Origin of the sequence: Flavobacterium proteolyticum (genome assembly GCF_015223105.1) — a bacterium.
GTDB lineage: Bacteria > Bacteroidota > Bacteroidia > Flavobacteriales > Flavobacteriaceae > Flavobacterium > Flavobacterium proteolyticum.
The window spans coordinates 166,888-182,963 of sequence record NZ_JADFTZ010000004.1 but is presented as its reverse complement, the minus strand read 5'-3'; the positions used below and the strand labels follow the sequence as shown (position 1 = coordinate 182,963).

Annotated in this window: 16 protein-coding genes; 12 read left to right on the top strand and 4 right to left on the bottom strand. The window is 34.0% G+C overall.

Annotation, left to right across the window (positions count from 1 at the left end; translation table 11 throughout):
* Positions 1-46 precede the first annotated feature (46 nt).
* The 6 genes from IM755_RS09870 to IM755_RS09845 all read left to right on the top strand — a co-directional run bounded on the left by IM755_RS09870 (position 47) and on the right by IM755_RS09845 (position 6,032).
* Positions 47-340, top strand: a complete 294-nt coding sequence (locus IM755_RS09870; RefSeq protein WP_194096326.1) for a GIY-YIG nuclease family protein — start codon at positions 47-49, stop codon at positions 338-340.
* Positions 341-1,084: 744 nt separating this feature from the next.
* A complete protein-coding gene (locus IM755_RS09865; protein ID WP_194096324.1) occupies positions 1,085-3,010 on the top strand; it encodes a vWA domain-containing protein in 1,926 nt (641 codons plus the stop codon).
* Positions 3,007-4,266 (top strand): dihydroorotase, encoded by a 1,260-nt coding sequence (locus tag IM755_RS09860; RefSeq protein WP_194096323.1) that lies wholly within the window; start codon positions 3,007-3,009, stop codon positions 4,264-4,266. The genes IM755_RS09865 and IM755_RS09860 overlap by 4 nt, the downstream gene beginning before the upstream one ends.
* Before the next feature lie 149 nt (positions 4,267-4,415).
* Positions 4,416-4,739: a DUF4870 domain-containing protein gene (locus IM755_RS09855; protein ID WP_194096321.1), complete on the top strand. Its 324-nt coding sequence runs from the start codon at positions 4,416-4,418 to the stop codon at positions 4,737-4,739.
* 36 nt (positions 4,740-4,775) lie between these two features.
* A complete protein-coding gene (locus IM755_RS09850) occupies positions 4,776-5,414 on the top strand; it encodes an alpha/beta hydrolase (protein ID WP_194096318.1) in 639 nt (212 codons plus the stop codon).
* 6 nt (positions 5,415-5,420) lie between these two features.
* On the top strand, positions 5,421-6,032 hold the full coding sequence (locus IM755_RS09845) for a hypothetical protein (protein ID WP_194096316.1): 612 nt from the start codon (positions 5,421-5,423) through the stop codon (positions 6,030-6,032).
* Positions 6,033-6,094: 62 nt separating this feature from the next.
* On the opposite strand, the gene IM755_RS09840 is transcribed toward IM755_RS09845, so the two are convergent.
* Positions 6,095-6,664: a fasciclin domain-containing protein gene (locus tag IM755_RS09840; RefSeq protein WP_026726724.1), complete on the bottom strand. Its 570-nt coding sequence runs from the start codon at positions 6,662-6,664 to the stop codon at positions 6,095-6,097.
* A 148-nt stretch (positions 6,665-6,812) separates the two neighbouring features.
* On the opposite strand from IM755_RS09840, the gene tpx reads away from it, so the two are divergent.
* The 6 genes from tpx (at position 6,813) to ribB (ending at position 13,579) form a co-directional block, all read left to right on the top strand.
* Positions 6,813-7,310 carry a thiol peroxidase gene (tpx, locus tag IM755_RS09835; RefSeq protein WP_026726725.1) on the top strand — a complete coding sequence of 166 codons (498 nt, stop codon included), beginning with the start codon at positions 6,813-6,815 and terminating at the stop codon, positions 7,308-7,310.
* A gap of 65 nt (positions 7,311-7,375) precedes the next feature.
* On the top strand, positions 7,376-7,750 hold the full coding sequence (locus IM755_RS09830; protein WP_194096314.1) for a diacylglycerol kinase: 375 nt from the start codon (positions 7,376-7,378) through the stop codon (positions 7,748-7,750).
* 33 nt (positions 7,751-7,783) lie between these two features.
* The gene (locus IM755_RS09825) at positions 7,784-10,300 is read left to right on the top strand and encodes a DNA translocase FtsK (RefSeq protein ID WP_194096311.1); all 2,517 of its coding nucleotides are present in this window, start codon (positions 7,784-7,786) and stop codon (positions 10,298-10,300) included.
* Positions 10,293-10,958 (top strand): LolA family protein, encoded by a 666-nt coding sequence (locus IM755_RS09820; RefSeq protein ID WP_228063929.1) that lies wholly within the window; start codon positions 10,293-10,295, stop codon positions 10,956-10,958. The genes IM755_RS09825 and IM755_RS09820 overlap by 8 nt, the downstream gene beginning before the upstream one ends.
* 10 nt (positions 10,959-10,968) lie before the next feature.
* Positions 10,969-12,441 (top strand): LptF/LptG family permease, encoded by a 1,473-nt coding sequence (locus tag IM755_RS09815; protein ID WP_194096309.1) that lies wholly within the window; start codon positions 10,969-10,971, stop codon positions 12,439-12,441.
* Positions 12,442-12,445: 4 nt separating this feature from the next.
* The gene (gene ribB, locus IM755_RS09810; RefSeq protein WP_194096308.1) at positions 12,446-13,579 is read left to right on the top strand and encodes a 3,4-dihydroxy-2-butanone-4-phosphate synthase; all 1,134 of its coding nucleotides are present in this window, start codon (positions 12,446-12,448) and stop codon (positions 13,577-13,579) included.
* Positions 13,580-13,960: 381 nt separating this feature from the next.
* On the opposite strand, the gene IM755_RS09805 is transcribed toward ribB, so the two are convergent.
* The 3 genes from IM755_RS09805 to IM755_RS09795 form a co-directional block, all read right to left on the bottom strand.
* On the bottom strand, positions 13,961-14,260 hold the full coding sequence (locus tag IM755_RS09805) for a GIY-YIG nuclease family protein (RefSeq protein WP_194096306.1): 300 nt from the start codon (positions 14,258-14,260) through the stop codon (positions 13,961-13,963).
* Positions 14,261-14,707: 447 nt separating this feature from the next.
* On the bottom strand, positions 14,708-15,439 hold the full coding sequence (locus tag IM755_RS09800; RefSeq protein WP_194096304.1) for a hypothetical protein: 732 nt from the start codon (positions 15,437-15,439) through the stop codon (positions 14,708-14,710).
* Between the two features lie 179 nt (positions 15,440-15,618).
* The gene (locus IM755_RS09795) at positions 15,619-16,038 is read right to left on the bottom strand and encodes a hypothetical protein (protein WP_194096302.1); all 420 of its coding nucleotides are present in this window, start codon (positions 16,036-16,038) and stop codon (positions 15,619-15,621) included.
* Positions 16,039-16,076: the final 38 nt, after the last annotated feature.

The window sequence follows — 16,076 nt, the reverse complement described above, 5'->3', positions numbered from 1 at the left end:
AAATTGTATCGAGAACAACTGTAAAACTTTTTTCTATTTTTGCCGCATGCAAATCTCATACGTCTACATACTAAAATGCGCAGATGATTCTTACTACACAGGAGTAACAAGCAATTTAGAACAACGCATGTACCAACATGATTCTGCATACTTTCCAGATTGTTACACCGCTCCAAGAAGACCAGTCGAATTAGTTTTTTATGCAGAATTCACCAATATCGGATTCGCAATTGACAAAGAAAAACAAATCAAAAAATGGTCAAGAGCTAAAAAAGAAGCTTTAGTAAATGGTAACTATGATGAACTTCCAAATCTTGCTAAGAAAAGATTTGAGAAATAATAGTTTTCATTAGTTCTAGATATAACACTACGTCACTTCGAGTAATTTTTAAAAGGAAAAATGCTAATTTTTACTTTTGAAAATTGTATTGAGAACTATAGAAACGATTTCATCCCAACAGTTCTCGATACATTTTGTATTTGTAAATCTTTGGCTTTACAAATACAAAACACTCGAAGTGACGAAGGTGGAATTACATTTTCTAATCACTTTTTAATCTAAATTTTAGATAATCAATTTAAAGAACTTCAAAACCAAATACTGCTACACCGTCACTTCGAGTGATTTTTAAAAGGAAAAATGCTAATTTTTACTTTTGAAAATTGTATCGAGAACTGTAGAAACGATATAACACCAACGTCACTTCGAGTGATTTTTAAAAGGAAAAATACTAATTTTTGCTTTTGAAAATTGTATCGAGAACTGTAGAAACGCTATAACTCCACCGTCACTTCGAGTGATTTTCAAAAGGAAAAATGCTAATTTTTACTTTTGAAAATTGTATCGAGAACTATAGAAACGATTACATTCCATTAGTTCTCGATACATTTTTTATAAAATAGCTCAGGCAATTTTATAAAAAACACTCGAAGTGACGATAGTGGAATCACATTTTTTAAACTATTACAGTAAAAAATCCGCATAAATTTCTAAAATCCGTGTCATCCGCGTTCCAAAAAAATGACTCAAATATCTATAGTAATCTAAATGGAATTTCGTACTTTTGACAAATTCTAATTATAAATGCAGTTCAAACATCCAGAAATTCTCTACTTCCTTTTTCTGTTGGTTATACCAATTTTGGTGCATTTATTTCAATTACGTCGTTTTAAAAAAGAATATTTTACCAACGTAAAGCTGCTCAAAGAACTTCAAATTCAAACCCGAAAAAGTTCTAAAATTAAGAAATGGTTGCTGTTAGCTACTCGCCTATTGTTGTTAGCTTGCATAATTATTGCTTTTGCCCAACCTTTTTTTGACGCCAAAGACACCACAAACAAAGGAAACGAACTCATCATTTTATTAGACAACTCGTTTTCAATGCAAGCAAAAGGTGCAAAAGGCGAATTACTAAAACGAAGCATCCAAGATTTATTAGAAGAATTACCTGAAAACCAACAATTCTCATTACTTACGAATTCCGAAGTTTTTTGGGATACGGATATCAAATCCATTCAAAAAGAATTACAAAATTTGAAGTATTCTGCGATGCCGTTTCAATTGGATTATTTGATCAATCAAGTAGAAACCAAAAAGAAAAACACTAAGAAAGATTACGTTATCATTACCGATGCGATTCAATCCGAAAGCAAAAAAGCTTTAGATTTAGCAGAAAATAACGTAGTATATTTCATCCAACCCGAAGCGCAAAACAAAACCAATATCAGCATTGATAAAGTTGAGATTTCTCAAGTTTTGGATCAATTTTATGAATTGAAAATCACACTTCAAGCTTTTGGGGAAACGGATAATGAAGTACCACTTTCTGTATTCAGCAATAACAAAGCGATTGCAAAAACCATTGCTAAATTTGAAAATCAAAAGACAGAAATTGCTATCACGATTCCAAAAAACGACTTCCACGGAAATATCAGTATCGAAGATAACAGTTTAAGCTACGACAACGATTACTATTTAAGCATTTCAAAACCAGAAAAAGCAAATGTAATCGCCATCGGAAATTCAGAAAAAAACAATTTCTTAAGTCGCATTTTCACGGCAGATGAATTCAATTTTCAAAGTACCGAATTAGCTACTTTAGACTACAATCAAATTGAAAATCAAGATGCGATTGTACTAAACGAATTAGAAGATTTGCCAGTTGCTTTAGGAACAACATTAAAATCCTTCTACGAAAAAGGTGGCAATATTGTTTTGATTCCGAATGCAAAAAACACGCCATCTCTATTAAATGCTTTCGTAAAAAACTTTGGTGGATTGAGTTATTCCCAACTTTCGACATCTGGAAAACAAATCACAAAAATCAATTTTAATCATCCGTTATACCAAACGGTTTTTGAGAAAAAAGTGAGCAATTTTCAATATCCAAATGTGAAAGAAAGCTTCACTTTATCAGGAATTACGAACATTTTACAATACGAAGACAATTCTGTTTTCGTGGGTTCGACTACCAATCGATTGGGAACTTTTTACGCTTTTTCGGCTCCGATTAATAAACAAAATAGCAACTTTCAAAATGCACCTTTAATTGTTCCGACCTTCTACAACATGGGACAAAATCAAGGTAAAACGGGAATTAACGCTTATACCATTGGTGAAAACGAAAACCTAATTTTAGAAACTACTTTAGCCAAAGACGAAGTGGTTTCGGTACAAAAAGATGGTTATAGTTTCATTCCAATGCAACAAATTTTGAATACCAAATGTAAACTGTCATTTGGTGATTATCCAGAAGAAGCTGGAAATTTTGATGTCATCAAAGCAAACAATTCGCTAAAGAAAATCAGTTTCAACTATCCAAGAACGGAAAGCGATTTAACGCAAGTATCAACTGCCAATTTTGAAAATTTCACTAAAGTAAACAACATAGCCACCGTTCTAAACGACATTGCTTCTGAACGCACAAGCAATGAAATTTGGAAATGGTTTATTATCGCAACACTACTATTTTTAATAACAGAACTACTAATCCAAAAATTTGTAAAATGACGCAAGTTATTCTAAAACAAGCCAAAATTATCGACGCTTCAAGTCCGTTTCACAACCAAGTGATGGACATCAAAATTGAAAACGGAACGATAACGCAAATAGAAAAAGAAATCACCGCTACTTCGGGTTTTGAAGTAGTAAATATTCCGAATTTACACGTTTCTAAAGGCTGGATGGATAGCTCGGTTTCCTTCGGAGAACCAGGGTACGAAGACCGCGAAACTATAGAAAACGGATTAAAAGTTGCTGCTAAAAGCGGATTTACTGCTGTAGCTTTACAACCCAATTCAAACCCAATAATCGATAATCAAGCGCAAGTGCGATTTGTATTGGACAGAGCTAAAAATCAAGCGACAACTTTATATCCCATCGGAGCCTTAACCAAAGGAAGCGAAGGAACGGATTTAGCCGAATTATTCGACATGAAAAACGCTGGAGCTATTGCTTTCGGCGATTATAAAAAAGCGTTACAAAACGCTAATCTTCAAAAAATTGCTTTGCAATACGTACAAGATTTCGACGGCATGTTAATCGCTTTTTGTCAAGACAGTAACTTAAAAGGAGTTGGTATTGCAAATGAAGGGGTGATTAGTACAAAACTAGGTATGAAAGGAATCCCTGCTTTAGCCGAAGAATTGCAAGTCGCTCGTAACTTATTTTTATTAGAATATACGGGCGGAAAATTACATATTCCAACGATTTCTACTCAAGGAAGTATCAAATTAATCAAAGAAGCAAAAGCAAAAGGATTACAAGTAACTTGTAGTGTTGCCGTTCACAATTTAGTTTTAAACGACGAAATGTTAATGGGATTTGATTCGAGATACAAAGTATTGCCTCCATTGCGTGAAGAAGCCACAAGAAAAGCATTAGTAGAAGCGATTTTAGATGGCACAATTGATTGTATAACCTCAGACCACAATCCGTTAGATATCGAACATAAGAAATTAGAATTTGATTTGGCTAAAGACGGAACCATTGGTTTAGAAAGTGCTTTTGGTGCTTTACTAACCATTTTACCACTTGAAGTTGTAGTTGAAAAATTAAATACTAACAAACTGGTTTTCAAAATAGAAAACCCTTCAATAAAAACCGAAAATAAAGCCGATATGTCACTTTTCACTACATCAGATGATTGGACATTTGGAAAGGAAAATATCTTATCAAAGTCTAAAAATTCGGCTTTCTTAGGACAAAAAATGAAAGGAAAAGCCATCGGAATTTATAATAATGGACAATTGATAATGAATAAATAATAGTTCATAAAATTTTGATCACTTCAACTAAATCTTGAACAAATGATAAATTATTTAGTTGGATTGTCCCCTCGAAGTCCCGATAGCTATTGGGATTAGGGGTGTAAAAGAATGAACTGAAAAGAGTAAAATTAACAAGACATTAAAATATGAACGAAATCAAACAAGGCAAACAAACAGCAATTGTTAGCTATTTAACAATCATAGGAGCAATAATTGCCATATTTATGAACCAAGAAGAAAATCGTAGCGAATTTGCAAGTTTTCACATAAGACAAGCATTAGGTATTTTCTTAACCTTCTTTTTATTAGGATATCCTGTTGGGTATTTTGATAACTGGATGGTTTCTGCTTCATTTTGGATATTTATTTTCATACTATGGATTTATGGTTTTATCAATTGTTTGAATGGTGAAATGAAAATAGTCCCTTTTTTAGGAGAAATCTATCAAAAACTTTTCAAATCCTTTTAAGCTTTAAATACCTAAATTTTAACCATTTTATTCAAAATGAACTTATACTACTTAATTCAAGAACCAAAAATCAAACACGATAAAAATCCTTTATTACTATTATTACACGGTTATGGAAGCAACGAAGAAGATTTATTTTCCTTTGCTAGCGAATTACCAAATGATAGTTATGTGATTTCAGTACGTGCGCCTTATGATTTACAACCTTACGGACACGCTTGGTACGCGATTCATTTTGATGCCGATGAAAATAAATTTTCCGATAATGTACAAGCGAAACAATCGGTAGAACTAATTGCTGGTTTTATTGAGGAAGTAGTAAAACAATATCCGATCGATGCTAAAAATGTAACCTTAATTGGCTTCAGTCAAGGTGCCATTTTAAGTTATGCTACCGCCCTAACCTATCCTGAAAAAGTTAGTAAAGTCGTGGCGTTAAGCGGTTATTTCAATCAAGAAATTATGCCAGAAGTTATTGATACTAATGCCATTTCACATCTAAAATTCTTCGTTTCTCATGGTTCGGTTGACCAAGTAATTCCAGCAGATTGGGCAAGAAAAGCTAAACCTGCTTTAGAAAACTTAGGTTTAGAAGTCGAATATAATGAATATCCTGTCGGTCATGGTGTGGCACCTCAAAACTTCTTTGATTTTAAGAATTGGTTACAACGATAATTCCTTGTGGAAGAAGTAAAAATTATATCTATAAAGTCTGATATTTTTGATAGAAAAAGAGACTTAACATTTCATCCTAATTTCTTGGAGTTTGATGATAATGATAGAATTGATGGTAATTCAACAAAATTTGAAAAAGAATCTATCGCTAAATTTAAATTCGGAATTAAATGGATAAATGGGTATGCATTTACATTTGGTCGAATTTATTGTATTGATATTGAAAACAATCAGGGCAAACAAATTGAAATAAGATTAAAATCTTTTTACGGTATAAATCTCAGGTCATTATCTGAAAAATATGCAGTTATTGTGGATGCTCTTCAAGATTATTATTTTGATGATATTTCAAGAAAATATTTAAACGATTTTTCTAACAATATTATTTTCAAAATCAATACTATTGAATACAATAATCAAGGCATTATATTTGAAAACATGTCGATTCCTTGGGAAGATTTACAAACTAAAAACTATAGAAACTATTTTTCTTTGAGTTCAAAATCAGATAGTAACAAATATATTTTGATTGACTACATGAATGATTGGAATGGAACAGTAGTATACTCAGTTACAAGAAAAATTTTAATGGATAAAGGATTGTTTATACAAAAATAAAAAAGCTCTGAACTTTCATTCAGAGCTTTTTGTTTAACCAACTAAACTAAACATTTTGAGAATTATGACTTAGGAGTTACAACAGTATCAACAACGTGAATAACACCATTTTTTTGATTAACATCAGCAATAGTAACTTTAGCACTATTACCATTTTCGTCTGTAATATATAAGTCTTTACCTTTCATCCAAGCTGTTAATGTACCACCACTAACTGTTTTTAAAGTAGCTTTTCCGTTTCCTTTTTTAATAGCAGCATCAATATCTTTAGCATTCATTTTTCCTGCTACAACATGATACGTTAAAATAGTTTGTAACGTTTTTAAATTTTCTGGTTTTAACAAGGTTTCAACTGTTCCTGCAGGTAATTTAGCAAACGCAGCATTGGTTGGGGCAAAAACGGTGAATGGACCATCAGACATTAAAACATCAACTAATCCAGCCGCTTTAACAGCTGCTACTAATGTAGTATGGTCTTTTGAGTTAACCGCATTTTCTACTATGTTTTTACTTGGATACATAGGAGCACCTCCTACTTCAACCGTTTTTTCTTTCATTTGAGCAAAAGAAGTTGTCCCAACTAATAATCCGAAAGCTACAACTGCAGTAGCAAAAAATTTGTTCGTTTTCATAATGTATTATTTTTTAAGTTTTATAATGGCATTTACGCTGAAAACAAATTATTGGTTTTTAAAAAAGAAAAAAAATAATCTTAAGTAAACGATAAGATACACTTTAACCAATTATTCTTTACTTTTGTTACTCAAAAAAAAATTAGGTATGGCATCAATTACATTAGGAGGAAATCCTGTTCACACAAATGGCGAATTGCCAGCAGTAGGCTCAAAAGCTACTGATTTTAATTTAGTAAAAACCGACTTAGGAACTGCTTCATTAGCAGATTTCGCTGGTTCAAAAGTAGTATTAAACATTTTTCCAAGTGTTGATACTGGAACTTGTGCAGCATCGGTTAGAAAGTTTAATGAAAAAGCTAGTGCTTTAGCAAACACTAAAGTATTATGTATTTCTAGAGATTTACCTTTTGCTCAAAAACGTTTTTGTGGTGCTGAAGGTTTAGAAAACGTAATTAACTTATCCGATTTCAAAGACGGTGGTTTTGGAAAAAACTATGGTTTAGAAATCACAGACGGTCCTTTAGCTGGTTTACATTCTCGTGTGGTTATTGTTTTAGACGAAAACGGAACAATTCTTCACACAGAACAAGTAAAAGAAATTGCTGACGAGCCAAATTACGAAGCTGCTTTAGCAGTACTATAAGAAACTAAACTGTCCTAAATGGGCACAACCTGCTTTAGGACAGTTTTTTAATTTAAACGAATATAATGAAATTCGAAAAAGACGAAACCCTTTTTACAGGCCGATTAAAAAGTATTGGATTTGCTTTGAAAGGAGCAATTAAATTGATTACTACCGAGCATAGCGTTATGGTGCAGTCTTCATTAGCTGTTCTTATGACATTGGCTGGATTCTACTTTGAAATTGACCGTGTTGAATGGATGATGCAAATCCTAGTATTTGGATTAGTACTAAGCATTGAAGGCTTAAATACCGCTGTGGAAAAAATTGCCGATTTTATTCACCCAGACTATCATGAACGCATCGGTTTTATTAAAGATATTGCCGCAGGAGCCGTATTTTTTGCAGCCTTAACGGCTATCGCCATCGGATGCATTATTTATTTTCCATATTTGTTTTAATTTAGCTACTTTTGTAAAAATTGTTCCGTTTACATGGCTAAAAAAACAAGTAAAGATTCCGTAAACTCTCCTACCGAAACCAAAGAAAAATTCTCTTGGCGCTTGAATCGTCAACAGAAATTTATTTTTGGCATTTTGTTAATTTTCTTTTCAATAGCACTGTTACTTTCCTTTATTTCTTACTTTATTACAGGAAATAACGATCAAAATATTGTATCTGAATTAGCCAATAGAGGTGCTAAAGCCGAAAACTGGTTAGGGAAATTTGGTGCTTTCTTAGCCGACTTCTTTCTTTACAAAGGATTTGGAGTAGCTTCGTTTATTTTTGTGAGAATCCTTTTTTTAATGGGAGCTTACTTAGTATTAGACATGGCTTTATCGAAACTTAAAAGAAGCTTCTTTTGGGATTTTTATCTAATCATTTTCATTTCAATTATTCTAGGCTTTTTATGGGATTACATACCACAATTAGGAGGAACCGTTGGATATGAAATGAACCTGTACATTCAAGATTACATCGGAAAAACAGGAACTTTATTAGTGCTTTTATTCGGAATTGTACTTTTCTTGGTTTTCAAAATCAAAATGTCGCCTGAAAGCTTTACCAAAGTTTTTGAAAAACCACAAGCGGAATTAAATGAAGATATTGCCGTTGCAAATACAATAGTTCCAGTAACAGAAGAAGCAAACGAAGAAATTGAAGAAGAGGAAATCAATACCGATTTACCTATAACCTCTCCATCCAATTCAAAAGATGATTTTATCTTAACGGAAGACGAAGAAGAAATGGGGAATTTCGAATTGAAAACCTATCCTTCGACTTTTGAAATCAATAAAGAAGCTTTAAAACCAACAATTGCTTCAGCATCGGAATTAACTTTAGACCCAAAACCAAAAGTTGAAACTCCTGAAATAACTAATTTCTCTATCGAAGACAGAAGCATTCCGAAAGAAGATTTCGTAAACGAAGACGCTTTTGTTATCGAAAAAGTAGAAGAAGAGGAAATCGTAGAAGAAAACTTAGCCGCTAAATTGGTTCAAGATTTCGGATTATTCGACCCAACATTAGAATTATCCAACTATCAATTCCCTCCTATCGATTTATTAAAAGAATATTCTTCTGGCGGAATTACCATTAATCAAGCCGAATTAGAAGAAAACAAAAATAAAATTGTTGATACCTTAAAGAATTACAGCATCGGAATTTCGCAAATTAAAGCTACTGTTGGACCTACAGTTACTTTATACGAAATTGTTCCAGAAGCGGGTATTCGTATCTCCAAAATTAAAAACTTAGAAGACGATATTGCCTTGTCATTAGCCGCTTTAGGAATTCGTATCATCGCGCCAATTCCAGGTAAAGGAACTATTGGTATTGAAGTACCAAACAACAATCCTACTATGGTTTCGATGAAAAGTGTAATTGCTTCTCCAAAATTTCAAACTGCAGAAATGGAATTACCTATCGCATTAGGAAAAACCATTTCGAATGAAACCTTTGTAGTAGATTTAGCCAAAATGCCGCACTTATTGATGGCAGGGGCTACAGGACAAGGGAAGTCTGTTGGATTGAATGCGGTGTTGACTTCGTTATTATACAAAAAACATCCAGCCGAAGTAAAATTCGTTTTGGTCGATCCAAAGAAAGTAGAATTAACTCTTTTCAACAAAATTGAACGTCATTATTTAGCAAAACTTCCTGATGGTGGCGATGCTATTATTACCGATAACACTAAAGTAATCAACACATTAAATTCTTTGTGTATTGAAATGGACAACCGCTATTCTTTATTAAAAGATGCCATGGTGCGTAACATTAAAGAATACAACGAGAAATTCAAAAACCGCAAATTAAATCCAGAAAACGGACACCGCTTTTTACCTTATATTGTATTAGTTGTTGACGAGTTTGCCGATTTAATTATGACAGCGGGTAAAGAAGTAGAAACACCTATTGCTCGTTTAGCGCAGTTAGCGCGTGCTATTGGAATCCACTTAATTATTGCAACACAACGTCCATCAGTTAACGTAATCACGGGGATGATTAAAGCGAATTTCCCAGCTCGTATTGCGTTTAGAGTAACTTCTAAAATTGATTCAAGAACTATTTTAGATTCTGGTGGAGCAGATCAGTTAATTGGTCGAGGCGATTTATTATACACACAAGGAAACGAAATCGTCAGAGTGCAATGTGCCTTTGTTGATACTCCAGAGGTAGATAAGATTTGTGATTTCATTGGAGCACAAAAAGCATATCCTGAAGCCTATTTACTGCCAGAGTATGTAGGAGAAGAAAGTGGCATAAAACTTGATATAGACATATCCGAAAGAGATTCGCTATTCCGTGAAGCAGCAGAAGTAATCGTAACTGCACAACAAGGAAGCGCTTCTTTAATTCAAAGAAAATTAAAATTAGGTTACAATAGAGCCGGTCGTTTAATCGACCAATTAGAAGCTGCTGGTATTGTAGGACCTTTTGAAGGAAGTAAAGCCCGTTCCGTTTTAATTCCCGATTTAGTTGCTCTGGAACACTTTTTAAATAATGAATAAAATTAACATTAAAATGACACGTTTTTTACAAGTTGCAATCGCACTACTTATAGGTTTTTCATTACAAGCTCAAGATGCTAAAAAAGCAAAAGAGCTTTTAGATGATGTATCGGCGAAAATAAAATCGTACGATAATATTGTGATTGACTTTAAATATACTTTAAACAATCCAAAAGAAAACATCAACCAAGAAAGCAAAGGAAATGTGGCACTTCAAGGAAATTTATACAACTTAAATTTCATGGGAGTAACCAAAATTTTCGACGGAAAAAAAGTATATACTATTGTTCCTGAAGATGAAGAAATTACTATCGCTAACTTTGATGCTAACGACGATAACGCTATTACACCAAACAAAATGTTAACCTTTTTTAATTCAGGTTACAAATACGGATGGGATATTCTTCAAAACGTAAAAGGAAGAAAAATTCAGTACGTAAAATTAACTCCAAATAGCAGCAAAGACCAACGCAAAGAAATCTTGGTAGGGATTGATGTACAAACAAAACACATCTACACCGTAATTGAAGTAGGCAAAAATGGAACAAAAACTACTTTAACTGTTAATTCTTTTAAAACAAATCAGCCATTATCAAAAAATCATTTTACCTTTACAAAATCAAAATATCCTAATTATTACATCAATAAATTAGACTAATTTCGTTCGGGTGAAAATATTAGATAAATACATTATTAAATCTTTCATGATTACATTTACTTCGGTATTTGTAATCTTGTTTTTTATATTCGTTTTACAAGGAATTTGGCTTTTCATTGCCGAACTAGCAGGAAAGGATTTGGACTTTTTTACCATTATCAAATTCTTATCGTTCTACGCTCCTACTATTGTTCCGTTAGTATTACCACTTTCAGTATTGTTAGCATCCATTATGACATTTGGTAGTTTTGCCGAAAATTATGAATTTGCCGCTATGAAATCCTCTGGTATTTCATTACAACGCGCTATGAAAATGCTAACAATTACAATTGGTATTTTAGCGTTAGTATCGTTCTTTTTTGCTAATAATGTAATTCCAGATGCCCAGTATAAATTCATCAATCTTAGAAAAACAATTGTACAGCAAAAACCAGCCATGGCCATTGCTGAAGGACAATTTAATAGCATTGGAACTTCTAATATTAAAGTAGGTAAAAAATCGGGCGATAATGGTGAATTCTTAGAAGACGTCACCATGCATGTTAAGAATAACAACATGGGATTAGGCGCTAATACCATTATCAAAGCCAAAAGAGGAATTTTAACCAGTGAAGACGATTCTAATTACTTACAACTAGAATTATACGATGGTTATTATTACGAAGATATTCATCCTAAAAAATTCGAAGAACGTAAACGATTGCCTTTTGCAAAGAGTAGTTTTAAGAAATACGTCATCAATATCGATTTAACCAAACTTAATCAGGCAGAAATTGACGACGGTAACGTTACCTCTGAAAAAATGCTTACCGTACCTGAGTTAACTTACACTCTAGATTCTTTACAAAAAAGTTACAACAAAGATGTCATGTCTTATGCCGACAATGTTGTAATGCGTAGTGATAATATTTTTAGAAAGAAAATTCAGAATGCTGTAATCAATGTTACCCCTAAGGTTCCTGTTTCAAACGCATCACCAAAAAAAGACTTATTAAGTATTTTTACTCCTTTAGAACGTGATCAAATACTAGATATGGCAAAAAGCAATGCGGCTAGTACCGAGTTCAGCATACAAAGTAATAAATCCGATTTAGAAGAAAAAACCAAAAACATCAACAACCACTGGTTAGCCATTCATGAAAAATTTGTAATTGCATACTCATGTTTGTTAATGTTCTTTATTGGAGCACCCCTAGGAGCCATTATCCGAAAAGGAGGATTAGGGTTACCTATTGTATTTGCTATTTTAATCTTTATTACTTTCCATTTCATAAATACATTTGGTCGTAAATTAGCACAACAAGATACCATTCCCCCTTTCTTAGGTGCTTGGATGGCATCAATACTTATGACACCTTTTGCCATAATTTTAACCTATCGTGCTACTAACGATATTGGGATCATGATCAATTTTGATTGGATAACAGATCCATTTAAAAAACTTTTCAATAAAATAACTCAAAATAACGACGACAACAACTAATACCATGTCAAAGAACATACAACTCAACACAATTGAAGAAGCTATTGAAGACATCCGTCAAGGAAAAGTAATCATAGTAGTAGATGATGAAGACAGAGAAAACGAAGGGGACTTCCTAGCCGCGGCCGAAAAAGTTACGCCAGAAATGATCAATTTCATGGCAACCCACGGTAGAGGACTAATTTGTGCGCCTTTAACCGAATCACGTTGTAAAGAACTAGACCTTCATGCCATGGTGCGTAACAACACCGACCACATGGAAACCGCTTTTACCGTTTCAGTTGACTTAAAAGGAAAAGGAGTTTCAACAGGAATTTCCGCTTCTGATAGAGCTCTTACCATTCAAGCCTTAATTGATTCGGAAACCAAACCTTACGATTTAGCACGTCCTGGACATATTTTCCCGTTAATTGCTAAACAAGGTGGTGTTTTAAGAAGAACAGGTCACACCGAAGCGGCTATTGATTTTGCTCGTTTAGCAGGATTTAAACCCGCAGGTGTTATCGTAGAAATCATGAACGAAGATGGCTCTATGGCACGCTTACCTCAACTAGTAGAAGTAGCAAAGAAGTTCGATTTAAAATTAGTTTCTATTGAAGATTTGGTAGCATACAGAATGCAACACGATAGTCTAATTCAAAAGAAAGAAGATTTTGATATCGAAACACGTTTTGGAACATTTAGAATGCGTGCCTATTTACAAACCACAAACAAACAAGTACACATTGCCATAACCAAAGGAACTTGGAACGCAGGCGAACCCGTTCTAACTCGTATCAATACCACACAAGTAAATAACGATATTTTAGGAACACTAACCAGTGATAACGATAAAAAACTAGACAACGTTTTCCGTAAAATAAACGAAGCAGAAAAAGGTGCAATTGTATTCATCAACCAAGAAGTAAAATCCTTAGAACTATTAGATCGTATTGCCGAACTAAAAGTATTACAATCTCAAGGCGAAATGCGTGCCCCACAAATTAAAATGGACACCAAAGATTTCGGTATCGGAGCCCAAATCCTTCACGACCTAGACATCACCAAAATCGAATTACTATCCAACAGCACCGCTCCCACCAAACGCGTAGGAATGATAGGTTACGGATTAGAAATCACCGATTATGTAAATTATTAATAAACAAAATACGCTCAAGATAACTTGAGCGTATTTTTATATAATGAATGGTGGCTGAGACACTCGTTTAGATACCGTTGCCTGATTGGTTACTGAGCTTGTCGAAGTATCGAAGGCAAAAGGTTAAGAAAACGGTGACTTCGAGAACCTCAGCCCCCATATATCACATTTTCTACAGAACATCTCAATACCGTTGCCTGAGGCACTCGAAGGCAAAAGGTCATGAGGCACTCGAAGGTAAAAGGCTATGAAAACGGTAGCTTCGAGAACCTCAGCCCCCATAACACATTATTCATTAGAACTACTCAAAACCGTTGCCTGAGGCACTCGAAGGCAAAAGGTCAAAAAAATTGGTGGCTGAGGCACTCGAAGCCACCAATTTTATAATATCTCATCTAAATCTCTATAAGCCTTTGCTAATAATGGCAACAAATCATTTTTACCCTCAATTAGAGCTTCTTTCTTTTTCCTACTCCAACCCTGAACTTGTTTTTCTCTATAAAATGCCTCATCAATTCTTGAATATTCTTCATAATATAAAAGAGAAACTGGCAACCGTTTTTTGGTATGATTAGCACCCTCACCATTTTGATGCTGTTCTAACCTTCTCTCTAAGTCAGTTGTACTCCCTGTGTAATAACTACCATCAGCACAAAGTAAAATATACATATATCCTTTCATAATAATTAAATCAATTAAACGGTGGCATCGAGAACCTCAGCCCCCATATATCACAATTTCTACAGAACTACTAAATACCGTTGCCTGAGGCTCTCGATTTTTACACCGTTGCCTGAGGCTCTCGAAGGCAAAAGGCAATGAAAACGGTAGCTTCGAGAACCTCAGCCCCCATATATCACATTTTCTATAGAACTACTCCAACCGTTGCCTGAGGCTCTCGAAGGCAAAAGGTCATGAGGCACTCGAAGGCAAAAGGTAATGAAAACGGTGACTTCGAGAACCTCAGCCCCCATATATCACATTTTCTACAGAACTACTCAATACCGTTGCCTGAGGCACTCGATTTTTACACCGTTGCCTGAGGCTCTCGAAGGCAAAAGGTCATGAGGCACTCGAAGGCAAAAGGTCATGAGGCTCTCGAAGGCAAAAGGTAAAGGCAAAAGCCTCCTAATCCAAATAATACCAAGGAATCCCCAACAACCCCTCCTTATACTCCACTTCCACCTTATCATTAATCTGATACTGATCATATTCTTCGGAAGAAACCGTGATACTCTCCGCGTCATAGTGGTGTCCCCAAGGTTTTACTTTAACATAGTACGTTCTTCTACCTTTACTACTTCTACTGATACGCTTATCAATCACCTCCGTTTTATATTCCTTAGGCTCCGAATAATCAAACGTACAATTCACAGCCACAACAGCGCTGTAACTATAAATAAAAAAACTAAAAACTATCGAACCATAAATCCACCACTTGTCTTTATTCGAATCCGAAATCTGACGATGCGTAACCAACAAAAACAAACAAATCCCCACAAAAGCAATCGTACCTGCAGTAATAACCGCTACATAAGAATCCGTTTCATAATCTAGCAAAGTGCGAACTACAATAGCCCAAGCGGGTAAATCAATAAAATCCGCTACATCATACTCATCTTTCGCATCGCGATCAATTTCTACTAACGAAGCAATACTGGGCTTGTTTAACCCATTCAAAAACATTCCCACAAAAGGAAGTAACAACAACGCTAGTAACAAATAGTCATAAGGTCTAGGATAAAACACAAACCACAAGCATAGACCAATAGAAATATATTCCAACCAATCGAGTTGGTGCAACTTATATACTTTAATGGGTTGATTTTTAGCTTTTTTATTCGTTTTGACAACTTTCATGGCAAGTGGTAAATTTTATTTCTTTTTAAAACAATCTAAAGAACCCTTTGAGAGAGTCTTAGAAAAACGTCAGTTCGAGTGTATTTTGTGGAGTAAAGCGAAACAAAAAATGTATCGAGAACCGTTTTCATTAATGCTTTATTCTCGATACATTTTTTAATTTATAATCTAAAAAGTAATTACTTAACTCGAGTAAAGACTACTGTTTCATTTTTATCAAATGTTTTAGGTCTTACATTATCAAATCCAAATTGCAATTTGAAACTATCATTATTGATTTTTTGAGCAATTCCTAATAAAGATTGGGTTTGTTTTCCTCCAACAATTGTAACAACAATATCAATATGCATCAGTTTCCCCATATCCTGAAACTTATAAGTCATAGTAGCTTTTTTTCCGTTCTCAACAAAGTTTTTACCACCAATCTTCTTACCATTTTCCTCTAAAAAAGCATAGCCATCCTCTTGAAAAATCAGGTAACCAACCGATTTTTTTTCTACTCCTTTCCATCTTCCAACGATATTAAATGCCGCTTCATCAGGAGTTGTAAATGAGGCTAAACTTAAAGTAACAAGTAGTAATAAAATAATTTTTTTCATGATTAAAATGTAAGAATTGAATTTCAAATATAATAGAA

Bases quoted from the DNA above. Each gene is read 5' to 3' on its own strand.
- IM755_RS09870 (WP_194096326.1), top strand. From the start codon at position 47: ATGCAAATCTCATACGTCTACATACTAAAATGCGCAGATGATTCTTAC.
- IM755_RS09865 (WP_194096324.1), top strand. From the start codon at position 1,085: ATGCAGTTCAAACATCCAGAAATTCTCTACTTCCTTTTTCTGTTGGTT.
- IM755_RS09860 (WP_194096323.1), top strand. From the start codon at position 3,007: ATGACGCAAGTTATTCTAAAACAAGCCAAAATTATCGACGCTTCAAGT.
- IM755_RS09855 (WP_194096321.1), top strand. From the start codon at position 4,416: ATGAACGAAATCAAACAAGGCAAACAAACAGCAATTGTTAGCTATTTA.
- IM755_RS09850 (WP_194096318.1), top strand. From the start codon at position 4,776: ATGAACTTATACTACTTAATTCAAGAACCAAAAATCAAACACGATAAA.
- IM755_RS09840 (WP_026726724.1), bottom strand. From the start codon at position 6,664: ATGAAAACGAACAAATTTTTTGCTACTGCAGTTGTAGCTTTCGGATTA.
- tpx (WP_026726725.1), top strand. From the start codon at position 6,813: ATGGCATCAATTACATTAGGAGGAAATCCTGTTCACACAAATGGCGAA.
- IM755_RS09830 (WP_194096314.1), top strand. From the start codon at position 7,376: ATGAAATTCGAAAAAGACGAAACCCTTTTTACAGGCCGATTAAAAAGT.
- IM755_RS09825 (WP_194096311.1), top strand. From the start codon at position 7,784: ATGGCTAAAAAAACAAGTAAAGATTCCGTAAACTCTCCTACCGAAACC.
- IM755_RS09820 (WP_228063929.1), top strand. From the start codon at position 10,293: ATGAATAAAATTAACATTAAAATGACACGTTTTTTACAAGTTGCAATC.
- ribB (WP_194096308.1), top strand. From the start codon at position 12,446: ATGTCAAAGAACATACAACTCAACACAATTGAAGAAGCTATTGAAGAC.
- IM755_RS09805 (WP_194096306.1), bottom strand. From the start codon at position 14,260: ATGAAAGGATATATGTATATTTTACTTTGTGCTGATGGTAGTTATTAC.
- IM755_RS09800 (WP_194096304.1), bottom strand. From the start codon at position 15,439: ATGAAAGTTGTCAAAACGAATAAAAAAGCTAAAAATCAACCCATTAAA.
- IM755_RS09795 (WP_194096302.1), bottom strand. From the start codon at position 16,038: ATGAAAAAAATTATTTTATTACTACTTGTTACTTTAAGTTTAGCCTCA.